This is a genomic window from Elusimicrobiota bacterium (assembly GCA_016706425.1).
Taxonomy (GTDB): domain Bacteria; phylum Elusimicrobiota; class Elusimicrobia; order FEN-1173; family FEN-1173; genus JADJJR01.
In genome coordinates, this window is the sequence record JADJJR010000001.1 from 1,413,049 (window position 1) to 1,430,805 (window position 17,757).

The 17,757-nt window shown below is 62.5% G+C and carries 15 protein-coding genes and 3 tRNA genes; all 18 read left to right on the top strand.

The window, feature by feature from the left end:
• The first annotated feature begins 466 nt into the window (after positions 1-466).
• Positions 467-540: transfer RNA gene (locus IPI56_05685), tRNA-Arg, on the top strand.
• A gap of 44 nt (positions 541-584) precedes the next feature.
• Positions 585-656, top strand: a tRNA-Lys gene (locus IPI56_05690).
• 15 nt (positions 657-671) lie between these two features.
• Positions 672-753: transfer RNA gene (locus IPI56_05695), tRNA-Leu, on the top strand.
• A 144-nt stretch (positions 754-897) separates the two neighbouring features.
• Complete coding sequence (gene tig, locus IPI56_05700) at positions 898-2,268, top strand: trigger factor (protein MBK7545228.1); 1,371 nt, start codon at positions 898-900, stop codon at positions 2,266-2,268.
• Positions 2,269-2,293: 25 nt separating this feature from the next.
• The gene (locus IPI56_05705; GenBank protein MBK7545229.1) at positions 2,294-2,905 is read left to right on the top strand and encodes an ATP-dependent Clp protease proteolytic subunit; all 612 of its coding nucleotides are present in this window, start codon (positions 2,294-2,296) and stop codon (positions 2,903-2,905) included.
• Positions 2,906-2,908: 3 nt separating this feature from the next.
• Positions 2,909-4,168 carry an ATP-dependent Clp protease ATP-binding subunit ClpX gene (gene clpX / locus IPI56_05710; GenBank protein ID MBK7545230.1) on the top strand — a complete coding sequence of 420 codons (1,260 nt, stop codon included), beginning with the start codon at positions 2,909-2,911 and terminating at the stop codon, positions 4,166-4,168.
• 9 nt (positions 4,169-4,177) lie between these two features.
• Positions 4,178-5,764 carry a phosphoglycerate dehydrogenase gene (locus tag IPI56_05715; GenBank protein MBK7545231.1) on the top strand — a complete coding sequence of 529 codons (1,587 nt, stop codon included), beginning with the start codon at positions 4,178-4,180 and terminating at the stop codon, positions 5,762-5,764.
• A 10-nt stretch (positions 5,765-5,774) separates the two neighbouring features.
• Positions 5,775-6,527: an ABC transporter ATP-binding protein gene (locus tag IPI56_05720; GenBank protein MBK7545232.1), complete on the top strand. Its 753-nt coding sequence runs from the start codon at positions 5,775-5,777 to the stop codon at positions 6,525-6,527.
• Entirely contained in the window at positions 6,524-7,285 is a 762-nt protein-coding gene (locus tag IPI56_05725; protein ID MBK7545233.1) for an ABC transporter permease subunit, read from the top strand. The genes IPI56_05720 and IPI56_05725 overlap by 4 nt, the downstream gene beginning before the upstream one ends.
• Entirely contained in the window at positions 7,285-8,058 is a 774-nt protein-coding gene (locus tag IPI56_05730) for a hypothetical protein (protein ID MBK7545234.1), read from the top strand. The genes IPI56_05725 and IPI56_05730 overlap by 1 nt, the downstream gene beginning before the upstream one ends.
• The gene (gene cadA, locus IPI56_05735; protein MBK7545235.1) at positions 8,055-10,205 is read left to right on the top strand and encodes a cadmium-translocating P-type ATPase; all 2,151 of its coding nucleotides are present in this window, start codon (positions 8,055-8,057) and stop codon (positions 10,203-10,205) included. The genes IPI56_05730 and cadA overlap by 4 nt, the downstream gene beginning before the upstream one ends.
• A gap of 40 nt (positions 10,206-10,245) precedes the next feature.
• Positions 10,246-10,626, top strand: a complete 381-nt coding sequence (locus tag IPI56_05740) for a hypothetical protein (GenBank protein MBK7545236.1) — start codon at positions 10,246-10,248, stop codon at positions 10,624-10,626.
• Between the two features lie 18 nt (positions 10,627-10,644).
• Positions 10,645-11,019: a response regulator gene (locus IPI56_05745; GenBank protein MBK7545237.1), complete on the top strand. Its 375-nt coding sequence runs from the start codon at positions 10,645-10,647 to the stop codon at positions 11,017-11,019.
• Between the two features lie 26 nt (positions 11,020-11,045).
• Positions 11,046-12,047 carry a uroporphyrinogen decarboxylase gene (gene hemE / locus IPI56_05750; GenBank protein MBK7545238.1) on the top strand — a complete coding sequence of 334 codons (1,002 nt, stop codon included), beginning with the start codon at positions 11,046-11,048 and terminating at the stop codon, positions 12,045-12,047.
• Positions 12,044-14,395 (top strand): protoporphyrinogen oxidase, encoded by a 2,352-nt coding sequence (gene hemG / locus IPI56_05755; protein ID MBK7545239.1) that lies wholly within the window; start codon positions 12,044-12,046, stop codon positions 14,393-14,395. The genes hemE and hemG overlap by 4 nt, the downstream gene beginning before the upstream one ends.
• Positions 14,392-16,209 carry a 4-alpha-glucanotransferase gene (gene malQ, locus IPI56_05760; GenBank protein ID MBK7545240.1) on the top strand — a complete coding sequence of 606 codons (1,818 nt, stop codon included), beginning with the start codon at positions 14,392-14,394 and terminating at the stop codon, positions 16,207-16,209. The genes hemG and malQ overlap by 4 nt, the downstream gene beginning before the upstream one ends.
• A complete protein-coding gene (locus tag IPI56_05765; GenBank protein ID MBK7545241.1) occupies positions 16,155-16,961 on the top strand; it encodes an ABC transporter ATP-binding protein in 807 nt (268 codons plus the stop codon). Before malQ ends, IPI56_05765 begins: the two co-directional genes overlap by 55 nt.
• On the top strand, positions 16,958-17,746 hold the full coding sequence (locus IPI56_05770; GenBank protein MBK7545242.1) for an ABC transporter permease: 789 nt from the start codon (positions 16,958-16,960) through the stop codon (positions 17,744-17,746). Before IPI56_05765 ends, IPI56_05770 begins: the two co-directional genes overlap by 4 nt.
• The last annotated feature ends 11 nt before the right edge of the window (positions 17,747-17,757 follow it).

Consider the following 17,757-nt stretch of genomic DNA (forward strand, 5'->3'; position numbering starts at 1 on the left):
GAAACGGGCAAAACCCCCGACCTTAACAGCCGGGGGTTTTTATATTCCGGGCCCATCCTTTGCGCCCGCAGCTCAATTGTGACCGAGGCGTGGGAGCCGAGGAAATGGTTGGAGGGCGTTAGCCCGGAAACCATGACCGGGACATCGGAGCCGAGGGTTGGAGGGCGTTAGCCGGAAACCATGACCGGGACATCGGAGCCGAGGAAATGGTTGGAGGGCGTTAGCCCGGAAACCATGACCGGGACATCGGAGCCGAGGAAATGGTTGGAGGGCGTTAGCCCGGAAACCATGACCGGGACATCGGAGCCGAGGAAATGGTTGGAGGGCGTTAGCCCGGAAACCATGACCGGGACATCGGAGCCGAGGAAATGGTTGGAGGGCGTTAGCCCGGAAACCATGACCGGGACATCGGAGCCGAGGAAATGGTTGGAGGGCGTTAGCCCGGAAACCGGATGTACCTTTCTTTGCGCCCGTAGCTCAATTGGATAGAGCATCTGCCTTCGGAGCAGAGGGCTGCAGGTTCAAGTCCTGCCGGGCGCGGTTTTTTTCATTAATGCGCGGGATTTTTGTACTGAGCGCGATTCGGGCCAGTAGCTCAACGGTGGAGCAAGCGCCTCTTAAGCGCGAGGCTGAGAGTTCGAGTCTCTCCTGGCCCAGGTTTTAATAAATTAGCGAGGATGGCGGAATTGGCAGACGCGTACGGCTTAGGACCGTATGCCGAAAGGCGTGTGGGTTCAAGTCCCTCTCCTCGCATATTTTTAATGTCCGGGGCTTGAAGCCGACCCGAACGCCGCCATGAATGGCGGAAAAAGTGAGGGCGGCGGGCTCTGGAGGAGGAGCAAAGCGACGGAGGAAGAGAAGTCCCTCTCCTCGCACTTCATTCGTGGGAGTTTAACTATGTTCGGTTGGAAGAAAAAAGGAAAGAACGAAACAAACGCGAAAAACGGCGCGGAGCGAACCGCCCTTAAAGAAAAGCCCCTCGGGGATTTGAAGGTCAAAGTCAAGGACCGCAAGGGGTGCACCGCCGAATTGTCGGTGGAGGTGCCGGCCGACCGCGTGGAGGCGGCGCTGGAAGAATCCTTTGCGCGGGTGCGCGCCAAGGTCAAAATGCCGGGGTTCCGGGCGGGCAAGGTGCCCCTCGAGGTCGTCAAGAAGAATTTCCCGGAGGCCGCGTGGGAAGACGCCGTGGACCGCTTGCTTCGTGAAACGGTCCACGAAGCCGTCGAGGGAGAAAAACTCCCGTTGATTTCGGTGCCTTCGGTGAACAAAATCGACGGCCAGCCGGGCAAAGCCCTCAAATTCGAAGTGTCTTTGGAATGCGTCCCCGAGGTTTCGGTGAAGGATTACAAGGGGCTTCCGATTCAAAAGAAACCCCTGGCCGTCACCGAGGCCGATCTCGAAAAGCGCCTGGGCGATTTGCGCGACGCGCACGCCAAACTCGTTTTATCGAAGGACGCGGCGGTCGCCGGCCATCATTTCGCGGTGGTCGATTACGACAGCTTTTTGAACGGCGTCCCCGTGGCCAACGGAAAGGCCAAGGATCAGTTGATCGAAATGTCCGCGGCCCAGAACGTCAAAGGGTTCTCGGAGGGGCTGATCGGCGCGAAGGACGGGGAGACCCGGGAGATCCCCGTGGAGTTTCCGGAGAACCACCCGCAAAAAACCCTGGCGGGAAAAACCGTGCAATTCAAAGTGACCGTTACCGCCATCAAGGAAAAATCCATCCCGCCTTTGGACGACGATTTCGCCAAGGATGTGGGGGCGGCCTCCTTGGACGAATTGAAAACCAAAATCCGCAAGGACCTCGAGGCCACGCAAACGCGGGCCCAGCGGCAGGACCTGGAAAAACAGCTGATCGACGGCCTTTTGCAACGCAACCTCTTCCCCGTGCCCGCCTCGCAAGTGGAGGAGCGGACCAAGCATTTGACCGAACAGCTCAAGCATTTCCTTCGAGAGCAGGGCGCTTCGGAGGAGGAATGGAAAACCAACCAGGACAAGATGCTCGAGCGCAATCGCCCCGAGGCGGAACGCCAGGTGCGGCTTTCCTACATCCTCGGGAAAATCATCGAAGAGGAGAAATTGACGGTCAGCGATTCGGACGTGGAAGTACAGGTGCGGAAAATCGTCGATTCGATCGCGCCGGAACGACGGTCCGACGCCGAAAAATGGATGGACGGGCGTCGAGACACCCTGCGCGCCCAACTGCGCGAGGAACGCCTGTTTGATTTCTTGATCCAGAACGCGAAAGTCACGGAACCCGCCGCTTAACCGCGGCTGACCCAAAGGAGACAACATGCCTTCGATCATCCCGACCATCATTGAGCGCTGGAACCAGGGCGCGGCCGTGGGGTACGACATTTACTCCCGCCTGCTGAAGGACCGCATCATTTTCATCGGCGGCTACGGCGGGGCCATCGACACCGACTCGGCCAACGTCATCATCGCCCAACTGCTTTATCTCGAAGCCGAGGACCCGGAGCGGGAGATCAACCTGTACATCAATTCCCCGGGCGGCATGGTCACGGCGGGGTTGGCGGTGTACGACACGATGCAGTACATCAAAGCCCCGATCACGACGATCTGCCTGGGCATGGCGATGTCGTTCGGCGCCCTCCTTCTGGGCGCGGGCCGCAAGGGAAAACGATACGCCCTGCCCAACTCGCGCATCATGATTCACCAGCCGCTGATTTACGGCGAGGGAATTTCGGGTCAAGTGACGGACATCGGCATCGAAGCCAAGGAATTGGAAAACACGAAGGTGCGTTTGACCGAGATCTTGGCCAAGCACTGCGAACAGCCCATCGAAAAGGTCCGCGCGGACTGCGAACGCAACTTTTACATGTCCGCCAACGACGCGAAGGCCTACGGGTTGATCGACGAAGTGTTCGTCCCCCGCGCGAAATAACCCATGGCCGGTCCCGGCGAAAAAGAAGGAAGGGAAGCGCTGCAATGCGTATTCTGTTCCAAAAGCCGGCGGGAAGGCCTGCGCCTGATCGGCGGGCAGGGCGTCTATATTTGTGAGGATTGCGTCCGCAACTCGAACGCGTTGCTCAATCGGCTGACCGAGGAAGAAGAGCGCCGAACCCAGCGGACCCTGCCGAAACCATCGGAAATCAAGGCCGTGCTGGACGACTACGTCATCGGGCAGGAAACGGCCAAGCGCATCCTCTCCGTGGCCGTTTACAACCACTACCGCCGCATCGACCTGGGGGGCAAGAACAGCCAGGGGGAAGTGGAACTCCAGAAATCCAACGTGCTTTTCATCGGACCCACGGGGACCGGGAAGACCTTGATGGCGCAAACCCTCGCGCGCCTTTTGCACGTCCCCTTCGCCATCGCCGACGCGACCACCCTGACCGAGGCCGGTTACGTGGGGGAGGACGTGGAGAACATCATCCTTCGGCTCCTCCAAAACGCCAACTACGATGTGAAACGCGCCGAACGGGGCATCGTCTATGTCGATGAAATCGACAAGACGTCACGCAAAACCGATTCCCCGTCGATCACCCGCGACGTTTCGGGGGAAGGCGTGCAACAAGCCCTTCTGAAAATCCTGGAAGGCACCGTCGCCGCTGTCCCGCCCCAGGGGGGCCGCAAGCACCCCCAGCAGGAATACATCCGGGTCGACACCACCAACATCCTCTTTATTTGCGGCGGCGCCTTCGAGGGGCTGCACGAAGTGATCGAGCGTCGGTTGGGGGAGTTCGGCGTGGGGTTCGGGGTCGACCCCAAACCCAAAAAGCGCCTGGACATCGGCGACATTTTGCGCCGGGTGCAACCCGAAGACTTGATTCAATACGGTCTCATCCCCGAACTGGTGGGGCGACTGCCGGTTTTGACCACGCTCGACAGCCTGGACCAAAAGGCCTTGGTGGATGTTTTGACCCGCCCCCGGAACGCCCTCGTGAAGCAGTACCAAAAAATGTTTTCCCTGGAAGGGGTGGAGCTCCACTTTGAGCCCGACGCCCTGGCGGCCATCGCCCAACGGGCCCTGGTGCGCGGATCGGGAGCGCGGGGGTTGCGCTCGATTCTGGAAAGCCTTTTGTTGGACACCATGTACGAATTGCCCGAGCAAACGGGGCTGCGTCAAGTCGTCATCGACGCCGACGCTGTCAACGGGACCCGCCCGCCCCGCCGCGTGTTCGCGGACGTTTCCAAAACCGCCTAGGAGTTCCCCATGCCGATTCAAGTTCTTGTGAGCGATCCCGTTTCCGAAGAAGGGTTGGCCCCTCTGCGCCAAGACGCGCGTTTTCACGTTGTCTACAAGACCGGCCTTAAAGGCCCCGATTTGTTGAAGGAAATCGCGGGCGCGGAGGCCTTGCTGGTTCGCTCGGAAACCAAAGTGACCGCCGACGTCATCGCCGCGGCGCCCAAGCTTCGTTTCATCGGCCGCGCCGGCACCGGCGTCGACAACATCGACTTGGCCGCGGCCTCCCGCCAGGGCATCGTGGTGGCCAACGTCCCCGGCGGCAACACGATTTCCGCCGCGGAGCAGAGCCTGGCGCTCCTGTTCGCCCTGGCGCGCAACACGCCCCAAGCCGACGCCTCCACCCACGCCGGCAAATGGGAACGCGCGAAGTTCGTCGGACAGGAAATCACCGGAAAAACCTTGGGCGTGGTCGGCCTCGGGCGCATCGGCCGCGAAGTGGCCACCCGGGGCATGGGCTTGCAAATGCGCGTCGTGGCCTTCGACCCCATGGGGGATGAAAGCTGGTGCCGCCGCGCCGGGGTGGAGTTCGTCCCGCTCGACAAGCTTTTGGCCGAGGCGGATTTCATCACCCTTCACGTGCCGCTTTCGGAGCAGACCAAGGGATTGATCAACGAGAAAACCCTCGCCAAAACGAAAAAAGGCGTGCGCGTCATCAATTGCGCCCGGGGGGGGATTGTGGACGAAAAAGCCCTGCTCGCTTTCGTTGAAAAAGGGCACGTCAAGGGCGCCGCGCTCGACGTGTTTGAGAAAGAACCCCTCGACCCCGCCTCTCCGCTCCTCAAACGCCCCGAGATCATCCTGACGCCCCACCTCGGCGCCTCCACGGAAGAAGCGCAAGTGAAAGTGGCCGCCGAATTGGCCCAGGGCATGGTGGAGTTTTTCGTCAATGGTTTCGCGCGACAGGCGGTCAATTTGCCGCCCCTGGACGTGGCGGGGCAAGCGCAGTTGTTGGCCTTCGTCGGGCTGGCGTACAAACAAGGCCTTTTTTTGGCGCAGATGTCCGAGGGGACACCGCAGCGGATCACCGTGGCCTATTCCGGCGAACTGGGGCGGGTCAATCCGGCCCTTTACACCGCCACGGCGGTGGCGGGTTTCTTGACCGGTTTGGGGGAAGCGGCCACCCCGGTGAACGCCTTGGCCTTGGCCCAAAAGCGCGGCCTTCAGATTCAAGAGCAAGTGGCGACCGAGGCGCGGGATTACGCGTCCCTCCTGGAAATGGAGGCCGCCACCGACAAAACCCAGCACCAACTCGCGGGAACGGTGTACGGCCGAGGGGATTTGCGGTTCGTCCGCATCGACGGCTTGCCCGTGGATGTCAACCCCCAGGGGCATTTGATGGTGCTGTGCAACGAGGATCGCCCCGGCGTGGTGGGCCACACGGGCACGGTGTTGGCGGAAGCGGGGGTGAACATCGCCGGCATGGACATCGCCCGCAACCGGCCCGGCGGAACCGCGGTGTCCCTGTGGAGCGTGGACAGCGATGTGCCGGCGGCCGTGTTGGCGAAGGTCAAATCCCACGCCGCCGTTCTTTCCATCAAAATGGTGAATTTATAAACTGTCCCCGATGAGCGACGCCGCGGTATCGCTGAATTCAATCACCAAGGTTTACAAACGGTCCCATCTTGGGAAAACCACCCTCATCCCCGGGGTCAAAGACATCACGTTCACGGTGGCCCCCGGGGAAGTCTTCGGCCTCTTGGGATTGAACGGATCGGGCAAAACCACCACGCTCAAATTGCTCCTGGGGTTGCTGTTCCCAACGTCGGGGGAGGCGCGTCTGTTCGGAAAACCCGCCGGATCCCGGGCGGCGAAAGAGACCCTCGGTTACCTCCCGGAAATCCCCTATTTTTACCGCCATCTGACCGGTCACGAAGTGTTGTCCTTCTACGGGAGCCTCTCCGGCCTCTCCTCCGATTCCTTGCGTCGGCGGGTGGACGCCGTTTTGGAGGAGGTCCGCATGACGGCCGCCGCGCGGCGGCCCATGCGCGAATACTCGAAGGGCATGCTTCAACGCATCGGATTGGCCCAGGCCATGCTCCACAACCCCCGTTTGTTGGTTTTTGACGAGCCCGTGACCGGGTTGGACCCCTTGGGCCTGCGCGAAATGCGGGTGATCATCCAAAACCTCAACGACGCGGGGAAAACCGTCCTTTTTTCCTCCCACAGCATTTCCGAAGTCGAGAAACTCTGCCACCGCGTGGGCGTTTTGGTGAAGGGGCAATTGGTCCGCGTGGTCAACCGGGCCGAATGGACCGGGGGGGACCCCCTGGAGGACATTTTTGTCCGCACGGTGGACCCCGAAGGGCGGCGCTCGTGAACACACTCTGGACCATCGCCCGCTACACGTTTTTGCAACAAATCCGAAACCGCCTGTATTTGGTGGTCGCGCTGTTCGCGTGCCTCCTGTTGGGCGCTTCGGTGTTGTTGGGCGCCTTGGCCGCCGATCAGGAATTGAGGGTGATTCTGGATTTGGGATTGGCCACTTCCGAAATGTTCGGGTTGGTGGCCGCTTTGCTTGGCGCCGTCACCCTGGTTTTGGAGGAAATGGAGACGAAAACAATTTATTTAATCCTCACCCGGCCACTGCCGCGACCGTTTTATTTGATCGGCCGGTTCGTGGGCCTGGTGGCGGCCGTTTGGGCGACGGTGGCGGCCATGGCGGTTTTGCATTTCCTCCTGCTGTACCTGAAGGGGTGGGAGACCGACCCCCAGGTGTTCATCGCCCTGCCCCTGATGGCGCTCAAGATCATGGTGATGACCGCTTTATCTATATTGTGCTCGTTGGCCTTCAGCTCGGCTCCGACGGCGACGGTGTTCTCGCTCTTGTTTTGGGTGTTGGGGCATTTCGGTTCGGAGTTAAAGTTTATGGCCGAAAAAGCCGGGGGCGGCGCCGTGACCGCTGCGGCGGTCCTGCGCGCGTTGATTCCGAACCTCAACATCCTGAATTTGCGCGACGCCCTCGAAGTGTCCTTGTCGGCCCCTTGGCCGATCCTCCGGGTCGGGCTCTACGCCGGCCTTTACACGGCGGCCTGTCTGGCCCTGGCGTCGGGTTTTTTCTCCCGAAAGGAATTTTGATGCGGGCGGGGGGCCTTTGGACAGGGGGCCTCTTGGCGGCGGTGTTTTTGGGGCTGGCGACGGTCGTTGCCCCGGAACAAAAACTGGGTCTGCCTCCCTACGGCGCGCCCCCCTTGGCGCGGTTCGCGCTCCAGGACACGTCTTTTGTCGCCGGGGGTGTTCGGCGGTTGGGCGCCGACCTCGCCTTGATTCAACTGCTTCAATATTACGGAACCTCCAGCAACCAAGACCCGCGACATCCCTTGGACCGGCCCCGCTGGGGGCGTCCGGCCGCCTTGCCCCCCGGTCACACAGCCGACGATGGGCACGACCACCACGGGCATTTCCAATCCGAGGACAATCCGGGGGCCTTCCCTTACCTCCATTTGTACGCCCTGCGGGCCGGGCAATTGGATCCCTTCTTCCATTACGTGTTTCTTTTCACCGGCGGGGCCTTGGCCTTCAACCTGGAACGCGACGCCCAAGCCCTGGAGGTTTTGGCCGCGGGGGTTCGCGGGGACCCGACGTTTTGGCGGTACCGGCTCTACATCGGCGCCATCGGGTTTCGAAAAGAAAGGGACGGCGCGCGCGCGATTCCGCTTTTGGAGGAGGCCATGAAATACGAAGATTGCCCTTCCCTCCTCAAGAACATCCTTGGAAATATTTATCGGCAAAGAAAAGAATATCGAAACGCCGCGCGCGTGTATTTGAACATCATCGAAACGGGGCGCGACCCGGATTACATTGAACTCGCCCAACTGAAATTAAGGGAAATGGGCTTCTCGCTTCCATGAAAGACCCGATCTGCGGAATGGCGGTCGATACCGCCGCGCCGCGGGGCGGGACCCACCGGCACCACGACGTCCTTTACGGATTTTGCAACCCCCGCTGTCGCGAACGTTTCGCGGCCGATCCGGAATCTTTTCTCAACCCCACCGCCCCGTCCGCTTTGCTCCCCGGCCTCTATTACTGCCCCATGGACCCCGAAATCCAACAAAACACCCCCGGGGTTTGCCCCCAATGCGGCATGGCCCTGGAACACACGGGGCCCGCCCCGGCGGGCCCCTCGGAGGACGAGCGCCGCATGGTCCGGCTGTTCTGGGTGTCCCTTGTGGGGACGGTCCCGGTTTTTGTTTTGGGCATGCGCCACGGGGGGGCGGTGTCCGGGTGGGTGCAAGCGGCGCTCGCCGCGCCCGTGGTTTTCGGCGCGGGCGGGACTTTCTTTAAACGGGGCGTCGCGGGGCTTCCCCGGGCGAACATGTTCACGTTGATATCGCTGGGGAATCTCACGGCCTATCTTTTTAGTTTGTGGACGTTGGTGACCGGCGGACACGCGGTGTATTTTGAATCCGCCGCCGTGATCACCTCGCTGGTCCTTTTGGGGCAAAGCCTCGAGGGCCGCGCGCGGCGGAGGACAGGCGATGCGATTCGATCCTTGATGGCGCTGTCGCCCCGCACCGCCCGGCGGGTTCGCGGCGACGGCGTCGAAGAAGAGGTGCCGACCGACGCCCTTCGTCCGGGCGATCTAGTGCGCGTGCGCGCGGGCGAGCGGATTCCGGCGGACGGGCGGCTGACGGAAGGGCACACCGCCGTGGACGAATCGTTTTTGACCGGGGAGCCCGTTCCCGTGGAGAAAAAACCGGGGGACCCCCTGGTGGGCGGCGGGGTCAACGGCCCTGGGAGTTTCTTGTTCCGTGTGGAACGGGCGGGCGCGGCCACCACGTTGGCGCACATCGTGCGCACGGTCGAAGAAGCCCAGCGGGGGCGCGCGCCCGTTCAAAATCTGGTCGACCGGGTATCCGCTTTTTTTGTTCCGGCTGTTGTCCTGGTCGCGTTGGCGGCGCTCTTGGGCGGACTGGTTTGGGGGCCCGAACCACGGTGGGCTTTCGCCGTCACCAACGCCGTGTCGGTTCTGGTGGTGGCCTGCCCCTGCGCCCTGGGCCTGGCCACCCCCATGTCCCTCACGGTGGCCCTGGGCCGCGGCGCGCGGGAGGGGGTGTTGGTCCGCAACCCGGAAGCCCTTCAAAAACTGGCGAGCGTGGATTTGTTGGCCTTCGACAAAACCGGCACCCTGACCCAGGGCAAACCCCGTTTAATCGAAGTTCGACCGGTTCCCGGCGTGACGCGCGCCGACGCCCTGGCCCGCGCGGCCGGTTTGGCCCGGGCCAGCGTGCATCCTTTGTCGATGGCGTTGGTGGGGTCGGCCCTCGAAGAGGGGGTCCGGGCCGCGGACGTGGAGGGCGCGCACGCGGTGGCCGGCGCGGGGGTTCACGGCGAGATCGACGGCCGGGCTTATTTCCTGGGACGTCCGTCGACCTTGATCACGGGCCTGGCGGTGGAGTTGCGCGCCGCGGATCGTCCCGAAGCGCTTTTCTTGTTTGAGGACCCGGTACGGTCGGAGGCCCCCTCGCTCCTTTCGAATTTACGCCGCGCGGGGGTGGAGCTCGCCCTTTTGACCGGGGATCGTTCGGAGAACGCGCGGTCCCTGGCCGAGGGCCTCGGGATCGCCCGATGGCGGGGGGGATTGCTTCCCGAGGAAAAACGGGATGTGGTTCGCGAATGGCGGGCCGCCGGCCGGCGCGTCGCCATGGCCGGCGACGGTGTCAACGACGCGCCGGCCCTGGCGGAGGCCGACGCCGGATTGGCCCTCGGGACCGGAGCCGATGTCGCCCTTCAAACCGCCGATATCGTCGTGTTGGGCGGGGATTTGGCCGGAATCGGACGCGCCCTGCGGTTGGCCCGGGACACCCTGCGCAACATCCGTCAGAACCTGTTCTTTGCCTTTGGTTACAACGCGGTGGGTGTCCTGATCGCCGCCGGCGTTTTTTATCCCCTGTGGGGGTGGCGCCTTTCCCCTTGGATCGCGGGGGCGGCCATGAGTGTCAGCTCTCTGACAGTGGTGGTCAACGCCCTGCGTCTGAACGCCCGCCGAAGCCTCTGAAATTGCCATAATTGTCGTCGATGAACTTCCGGGCCCCAACATGCCGTTGAGCTTCACCGCCGTGGTCTTGGTCGCCTTCGGCCTTTTGGCTTTGGGGTGGCTGTCCGACACGCTGGGGTTTTTCGCTGTCAAACGCGACGCCCGGCTCGATCGGTGGCCTCGGGGGTTCCTTTGGGGCGGCTCGCTGGCCCTGGCGATCGTCGCCGCGCGGGTCCCGGCTCTGGGCGGCTTCGCGACGGCGAGCGCCGGGGACGAAAGGCGTTTCTTTTGGGTGTGGGCCGCGGGGGTTTTCCTCGTGTTGTCGATTTGGCGGGTCCGCCTCCATCGACGGGCGCGGCCCTTGTTTTCGTTGGTTTGGTTGGCGGGGTTGTTGTTGGTGGGCCACACCGCCCTGCGGACCGTTTGGCTCGGGTTCGATTGATTTTCACAAGGAGCTTTTATGGGGGAGCCCAAAACCCTGCTGATCATTGAAGACGATCCGGTTTTGTCGGACTTGATGGTCGAGTATTGCGAAGAGCTGGGACTGGCGCCGTTGACCGCCTTCGACGGCGCGACGGGGCTTAAAAAAGCCGCGGACGCCCGGCCGGCGGCGATCACCGTCGACTACCGATTGCCGGACATGTCCGGCCTTGACGTGCTCGCGCAACTTTCCGCCAACCCGTCCACGGCCGGCATCCCGTCCTTTTTCATGTCGGCGGACGCCAAATCCCACGAGGCGGAGGCGCGCGCCCGCGGCGCCAAAGACATTCTCCAAAAACCCGTCACAACGCAAATATTGCGGACGACGTTTGAAAAGCACTTGGGGGTGTTGTGACCACCCGGTTCGATGACACACTATTGATGCGCGCCCTGCGCGGGCGGCGGGTGGAACGCGTGCCCGTTTGGCTCATGCGCCAGGCCGGCCGTTACCAACCCAGCTACCGGGCGTTGCGCCGGCGCGTGTCCATGCTGGAACTTTGCAAAAATCCCGCCTTGGTCGCCCAGGTCACGGCGCGGGCGGTCCAAGACATCGACGCCGACGCCGCCATCCTTTTTTCCGATTTGCTCCTGCCGGCCGAACCCCTTGGTCTCTTTTTGAGCTACGAAAAGGGCGAAGGCCCCGCCCTGCGACCACCGGTGCGTTCGGCCAAGGACGTGGATCGCCTCAAAGAGGTGGATGTGCCGGACGCCTTGGGTTACGTGATGGAGGCGGTGCGTCAAACCCGTTTGGCTTTGCCGACCGACATCCCTTTGTTGGGATTCGCCGGCGCGCCGTTCACCCTGGCCGCCTATTTGATTGAGGGCGGCGGATCGCGGGATTTTGCCTTGACCAAGAGCTTTATGACCCACGAACCCAAGGCCTGGCACCGCCTCCTCGAAAAACTCGCGCGCGTCGTCGCCGAACTTTTGATCGAACAGGCGAAGGCCGGGGCCCAGGCGGTCCAGCTCTTCGACAGTTGGGTGGGAGCCCTCGGCCCTTCGGATTACAAAACCTTCGTCCTCCCCCATTCCCGAGCGGTGTTTCGCGCTTTGCCCAAGGGGTTGCCGTCCATTCACTTTGGCACCCAGACAGCGACCTTGCTGGAACTGCTGAAACAAGCGGGCGGCGACGTGATCGGCCTCGATTGGCGGGTGAGCCTGTCCGAAGCCCGTCGACGGTTGGGCGACACGCCCGTCATGGGCAATTTGGACCCCGCCCTTTTGATGGCTCCCCATCCCCACATTCGCGGTGAAGTGCGCCGCATCCTAAAGGAAAACCGGGGGCGGAGCGGGTTCGTTTTCAATTTGGGGCATGGTTTGTTGCCCCAGACGCCCTTTGAAAACGTCGTGCATCTTGTGGAATGCGTCAAGGAATTGGGATGAAGCGAGCGGTTTTGTTGGTCGGGTTCGGCGGTCCGGAACGGGCGGAGGACATCCGACCCTTTTTGGCAAATGTCTTGCGCGGGCGGCCCGTCCCTCCCCACCGGGTCGAGGAAGTCGCCCGGCAATACGAACGCATCGGCGGACGATCGCCGTACAACGCCCTGGTGGGCGATTTGACCGCGGCCTTAAAAACCCGCTTGCTGGACAAAGGGGATTCCCGCCCGTTGCGGGTGGGCATGCGCAACTGGGAGCCCGACCTTCGAAAGGCCTTTCGCGAACTGAATGCCGACGGCGTGACGGACGTCACGGCCGTGGCCCTGGCGGCCTACCGGTCCATTCCCAGCTTCCACTACTACCTCAAATCCACGGCGGAGGCCCACCACGCGGAGGGTGGACCGCGCCTCCGTTGGGTGCGCCCCTGGTGGAATGAGGAGCGCTTTGTCGCGGCGATGACCGACCGCGTTCGGGAGGCGGCCGCGGGCTTCTCCGGGCCGGCGAAATGGGTGTTCACGGCCCACAGCATTCCGGTGGGGTGGGACCGCGCTTCCGGCTACGCGGGCCAAATCCGCTCCGTCGCGGAGCGGGTCGCGGATCGGCTGGGGCAACGCGACTGGACTTTGGTGTTCCAAAGCCGGAGCGGCCGACCCGAGGACCCCTGGCTGGAACCCGATGTGGCGGAGTTCTTACGCCGCCCGCCCGCCGCCGGGACGAAGAACGTCCTAATCATTCCCGTTGGGTTCCTGATGGACCACGTCGAGGTCCTGTTTGATTTGGACGTCAAAGCGCGGGAGGCCGCCGAGGCGGCCGGCTGGACGTTTCACCGCGCCAAAACCGTCGGCACGCACCCCCTCTTTGTCGATCTCCTGGCTGACTTGATTTTGAACCGGGATCCCGCGGCCCCGGCGGCCCCGGGGCCGCGCGCCGGGAGCACCCGACGGATTTTGGTGATCGGCGGGGGCATCGCCGGGCTCGCCGCCGCCCACCACGCGCGGGAATTGGCGGCCCGACGGGGAGAATCCGTCGATGTCCGCGTCCTGGACGCCGGCCAACGCCCCGGGGGGGTGATCGACACCGGCCGTCGGGAGGGCGTTTTATGGGAAGGCGGGCCGGACAGTTTTATCACCGAAAAACCGGCCGCCTTGGCGCTGGCCCGCCGTTTGGGAATGGAGGGCGCGGTCATCGGCACGAACCGGCGCTTCCAACAAAGCTTTGTGGCCCGGGGGGGACGGCTGCACCCGACGCCGGAGGGGTTCTATCTCTTGGCCCCCACCAAATTGGGGCCGCTGTTTCGTACACGGCTTTTGTCATGGCCCGGGAAAGCCCGCGCCGCTCTGGAGTTCTTTTTGCCGCCGCGACGGGGCGGGGGGGATGAGACCCTCGCTTCGTTCGTTCGACGTCGATTCGGCCGGGAAGTGTTGGATCAATTGGCCCAGCCCATGGTGGCGGGCATTTATTCCGCCGACCCCGAGGAATTGAGCTTGCGGGCCACGTTTCCCCGGTTTTTGGATATGGAGGCGCGCGGCGGGGTGATTCGTTCCTTGCTGGCCGCCCGTCGGCGGGCCGCGGCCGTTCCCGCCGGAACGAGCGGGCCCCGTTACGGGCTTTTTGCGACCTTTCGGGACGGTGTGGGCTCTTTGGTAGACCGGCTCGCGGGGGTTTTGGGCCCCGACGTTTATCAAGGGGGACGCCGCGTCACCCGGTTGGACAAAACCCCCACCGGTTGGACGGCGACCGATCAAATCGGGGAGACCCACCCGGCCGATGGCGTGATCCTGGCCTGCGCGGCGCCCTTGGCCGGTACTCTGTTGCGGCCCTGGGACGCCCGCTTGGGGGCGCTTTTGTCCGAGATCCCCTACGGCGCGGTGGCGACGGTGAACGTGGCCGTTCGCCGTGATCGACTGCGCCATCCCTTGAACGGGTTCGGCTTCGTTGTCCCGGCCAACGAAAAGCGCGTCGTGACGGGGTGCACCTTCAGTTCCGTCAAATTCGAAGGGCGCGCCCCCGAGGACACGGCCCTTTTGCGCGCGTTTGTGGGGGGGCCCGCCTTGGCGGAAACCGACGACCGGTTGCTGGCCGCCGTTCGGCGCGATCTGGGCGATTTCCTGGGCATGGAAGAGGCGATGTGGATGGAGTTGCGCCGTTACCCCGGCGCCATGCCCCATTACACGCTCGGGCACGAGGAGCGCGTGGCGGAAATATTCCGACGGGTGGAGGGACTTCCGGGGGTCGCCGTTTGCGGCAACGGCTACCGCGGCATCGGTTTGCCCGATTGCATCGCCGGAGGGGAAGAAGCCGCTCGGCGTCTTTATCGTTCCGCGGGCGCTGTCCCGGAGGAGGTCTTCGCGTGAGCCAGCACGACTACAGCGCGTTTTTGAACGGGCCGGCCAAGGCCCATTGGGAAAAAGTCGGCGTTCGTCGCCGGGCCGGGGTGTGCGTTCCTCTGTTCTCTTTGTTTTCCGACGACAGCATCGGCATCGGCGACCTGCACGATCTCAACGCCCTCGTGGATTGGTGCGCCCAGGTCGGGTTGACGATCGCGCAACTGTTGCCGCTCAACGACGTCGGTTACGATTTCGCCCCCTACAGCGCCAAAAGTTCCTTCGCCTTGGATCCCATGTACTTGTCCCTTCGCAAACTGGACGGCGTCGACGTAACGAAATTCGCGAACGAACTCCGCGACCTGGCCCGTTCGTTCCCCACGGGCGGGCGGGTCAATTACGCCATCAAGAGCGCCAAGATGGCCCTCCTCTGGAAAATGTATCAAGCCCGCGTCGTGCCGGAAACGCCGCGATTCGCCCGCTATCAGGAGGCCAACGCCTATTGGTTGCGGGACGACGCCCTTTACAAAGTCTTGAAGACGCGGTTCCAAGGGGCCACCTGGGAAGAATGGCCCCTGCCCTACCGCCAGCGGACCCCGGAGGTTTTGGAACGACTCGCCGAGGAAGAAAGAGACACGGTGCGCTTCCACGAATGGGTTCAATGGCAATTGTTCGAGCAGTTCGACAACGCCAAACGACACGCCCGACGAAAGGGCGTGCTCTTCATGGGCGACATGCCTTTCCTGGTCGCGCGCGATTCCGCCGACGTGTGGTCGCACCCGGGTTATTTCAAATTGGACCTTTCCTCCGGCGCCCCGCCGGATCTTTATTTTGCGGGGGGACAACGCTGGGGCATGCCCCCTTACAATTGGCCCGCCCTGGCGGCCGCCGGTTACGATTACATCGTCCAGAAACTTCGTTACGCCGAGAACTTTTACGATTTCTTCCGCGTGGACCACGTCATCGGCGTGTTCCGCGTTTTCACGATCCCCTTGAGTTCGCCGCCCGAACGGCAGGGCCTCGATGGGCTTTTTGACCCGCCGGACGAATCCCTTTGGGAAGAGCACGGGCGGCGGTTGTTGACCACCATGTTGGGGGCCACGCGCATGCTGCCCTGCGGCGAGGACTTGGGCGTGGTCCCGCCCTGCTCCTACAAGGTGCTGGCCGAACTTTCCATCCCGGGCTTGGAAGTGATGCGCTGGGCCCGGGATTGGGGAAAAACGAACGATTTTTTATCGACGGATAAATACCGCCCCAACGCCGTGGCCGTGGCCTCGACCCACGACATGACGCCCGTCGCCGCCTGGTGGAAACAGGAGGCCGCGACCGTGGACGATTACTTTTTTCAACTGAAGTGCGCCGCCCGCCGATTGGACTACGAGACCGTCGCCGCCAAATTGTTCGAACCCGCCGTTAACGGCCGTCGCCGCTGGCGGGCGGAGATCGATACCGAAGAGGTTTTTTTGTGGAACCTCGGCATTCCGGCCGAGCGCGCCGGCGATTTCTTGGATCTTTTCCGGTCGACCCGCTTTGAACGGGAAGCTTATTGGCGTTTCCTCGGGCTTTCGGGCCGGGTGTACCCCAAACCCACACCGCGGTTCGTGCAACGCGTGCTGGAAAAAGCCAACGAGTCGGCATCCATATTCAGTGTTCAGTTGTTCCAGGATTGGCTGGCGACCGCCGGGGTGATACCCAAAGACCTCGGTTCGGACCGCATCAACCTGCCGGGCTCCATCGGCGCCCACAACTGGAGCTTTGTGTCGCCGCTGTCCCTGGAGGAACTCGTCAAATGGCCGGGCAACCGGGGCATTTTGGAACTGAACCGACGGACGGGGCGCGCGTGAGCGAACCCGTCGTCCGCGTCGCGGGCCTGCGCAAGGGCTACAAAAATGTCGTCGCCCTGGACGGTGTCGATTTTTACGTGCGTCGGGGGGAGATCTACGGCCTGCTGGGCCCCAACGGCGCCGGAAAAACCACCGCCATACATATCTTGCTCGGCGTCTTGAGCCCCACTTCCGGCGAGGTGTCGGTGTTGGGGCTCTCTCCGGCGCGCGATCGGGTTCGGCTCGCCCCGCGGGTCAATTTCTGTTCGGCCTATGTCCAAATGCCCTTCAACCTCAGTGCCCGTCAAAATCTGGACATCTACGCCCGTCTCTACGACGTGAAGAACCCGGCGGAGAAAATACGGTCTTTGCTCGAACAATTCCGCCTCTCCAACCACGCCAAAAGCAAAACCGGTTCCCTGTCGTCCGGGGAACAAACGCGCTTGAACCTCTGCAAGGCGCTGCTGAACGACCCCGAACTGCTGTTTTTGGACGAACCCACGGCCAGCCTCGACCCGGACATCGCGGACCTCGTCCGGCGGCAGCTGATTGAACTCCGCCGCGACAAGGGGTTGACCATCGTCTACACATCGCACAACATGGCCGAGGTCGAGGCGCTCTGCGATCGCGTGCTCTTCATCCACCGCGGTCGCGCCATGGCGGAGGGCACCCCCCTTGAAATCCAACAGCGGTTCCGCCAGGAATCCCTCGAAAAAGTGTTCATCCATTTGGCGCGGACGGGCGACGTCATGGACGCGGGGGCGGCTTCATGAAACGCATCCGGACCGTGGTGCGGCGTTACGTTTTGATCCATATAAAAAGCCCGGCCCGCCTCTTGGACCTGTTTTTTTGGCCGGTCATGGAGCTGTTCGTTTGGGGATTCTTTTCGTTGTACTTGGTCAAATTGGATCTGGGAATGGGTGGGCGCATGACCATCACCCTCATTAACGCATTGGTTTTTTGGGACATCCTCTACCGATCGCAACAATCCCTTAGCTTGGCGTTCATGGAAGAATTGTGGACCCGCAACGTGGTCAACCTCCTCATCTCGCCGCTGAGGCATTTGGAGTGGGTGTTGGGGGCTTACATTTATGGAATCATCAAAACCGGCATCATTGTCGGTCTCTTGCTCGCGCTGGCCACGCTCTTTTACGCGTTTAACGTCGGGGCCCTGGGTTTTTATCTGGCCCCCATGAGCTTCAACCTCTTGTTGTTCGGCTACGGCGTGGGGCTTTTCACGACGGGGCTGCTCCTGCGTTGGGGGCACGCCGCCGAAGCCCTGATTTGGGCCATCCCCTTTTTGATTCAACCCTTTTCGGCCATCTTCTATCCTCTGAGCGTTTACCCGGGTTGGTTGAAGCCCCTTGTGCTCCTGTTGCCGAGCACCCACGTCATGGAATCCATGAGGGGACTGATCGAAACCGGCGTGTACGATTGGCGTTCTTTTTTCATCGCCTTGGGGCTCAACATCGTTTTCACAATTTTGTTCACCTGGTTCTGTGTGCGCATGCTGGAGCGGGGGCGAACCAACGGCCAGTTGGTTCGTATGGCGGGTTAATAAACGGAGGA

Excerpts from the sequence above, each read along its gene's own strand:
- tig (MBK7545228.1), top strand. The coding sequence starts at position 898 with ATGTTCGGTTGGAAGAAAAAAGGAAAGAACGAAACAAACGCGAAAAAC.
- IPI56_05705 (MBK7545229.1), top strand. The coding sequence starts at position 2,294 with ATGCCTTCGATCATCCCGACCATCATTGAGCGCTGGAACCAGGGCGCG.
- clpX (MBK7545230.1), top strand. The coding sequence starts at position 2,909 with ATGGCCGGTCCCGGCGAAAAAGAAGGAAGGGAAGCGCTGCAATGCGTA.
- IPI56_05715 (MBK7545231.1), top strand. The coding sequence starts at position 4,178 with ATGCCGATTCAAGTTCTTGTGAGCGATCCCGTTTCCGAAGAAGGGTTG.
- IPI56_05720 (MBK7545232.1), top strand. The coding sequence starts at position 5,775 with ATGAGCGACGCCGCGGTATCGCTGAATTCAATCACCAAGGTTTACAAA.
- IPI56_05730 (MBK7545234.1), top strand. The coding sequence starts at position 7,285 with ATGCGGGCGGGGGGCCTTTGGACAGGGGGCCTCTTGGCGGCGGTGTTT.
- cadA (MBK7545235.1), top strand. The coding sequence starts at position 8,055 with ATGAAAGACCCGATCTGCGGAATGGCGGTCGATACCGCCGCGCCGCGG.
- IPI56_05740 (MBK7545236.1), top strand. The coding sequence starts at position 10,246 with ATGCCGTTGAGCTTCACCGCCGTGGTCTTGGTCGCCTTCGGCCTTTTG.
- IPI56_05745 (MBK7545237.1), top strand. The coding sequence starts at position 10,645 with ATGGGGGAGCCCAAAACCCTGCTGATCATTGAAGACGATCCGGTTTTG.
- hemE (MBK7545238.1), top strand. The coding sequence starts at position 11,046 with ATGCGCGCCCTGCGCGGGCGGCGGGTGGAACGCGTGCCCGTTTGGCTC.
- hemG (MBK7545239.1), top strand. The coding sequence starts at position 12,044 with ATGAAGCGAGCGGTTTTGTTGGTCGGGTTCGGCGGTCCGGAACGGGCG.
- IPI56_05765 (MBK7545241.1), top strand. The coding sequence starts at position 16,155 with ATGGCCGGGCAACCGGGGCATTTTGGAACTGAACCGACGGACGGGGCG.
- IPI56_05770 (MBK7545242.1), top strand. The coding sequence starts at position 16,958 with ATGAAACGCATCCGGACCGTGGTGCGGCGTTACGTTTTGATCCATATA.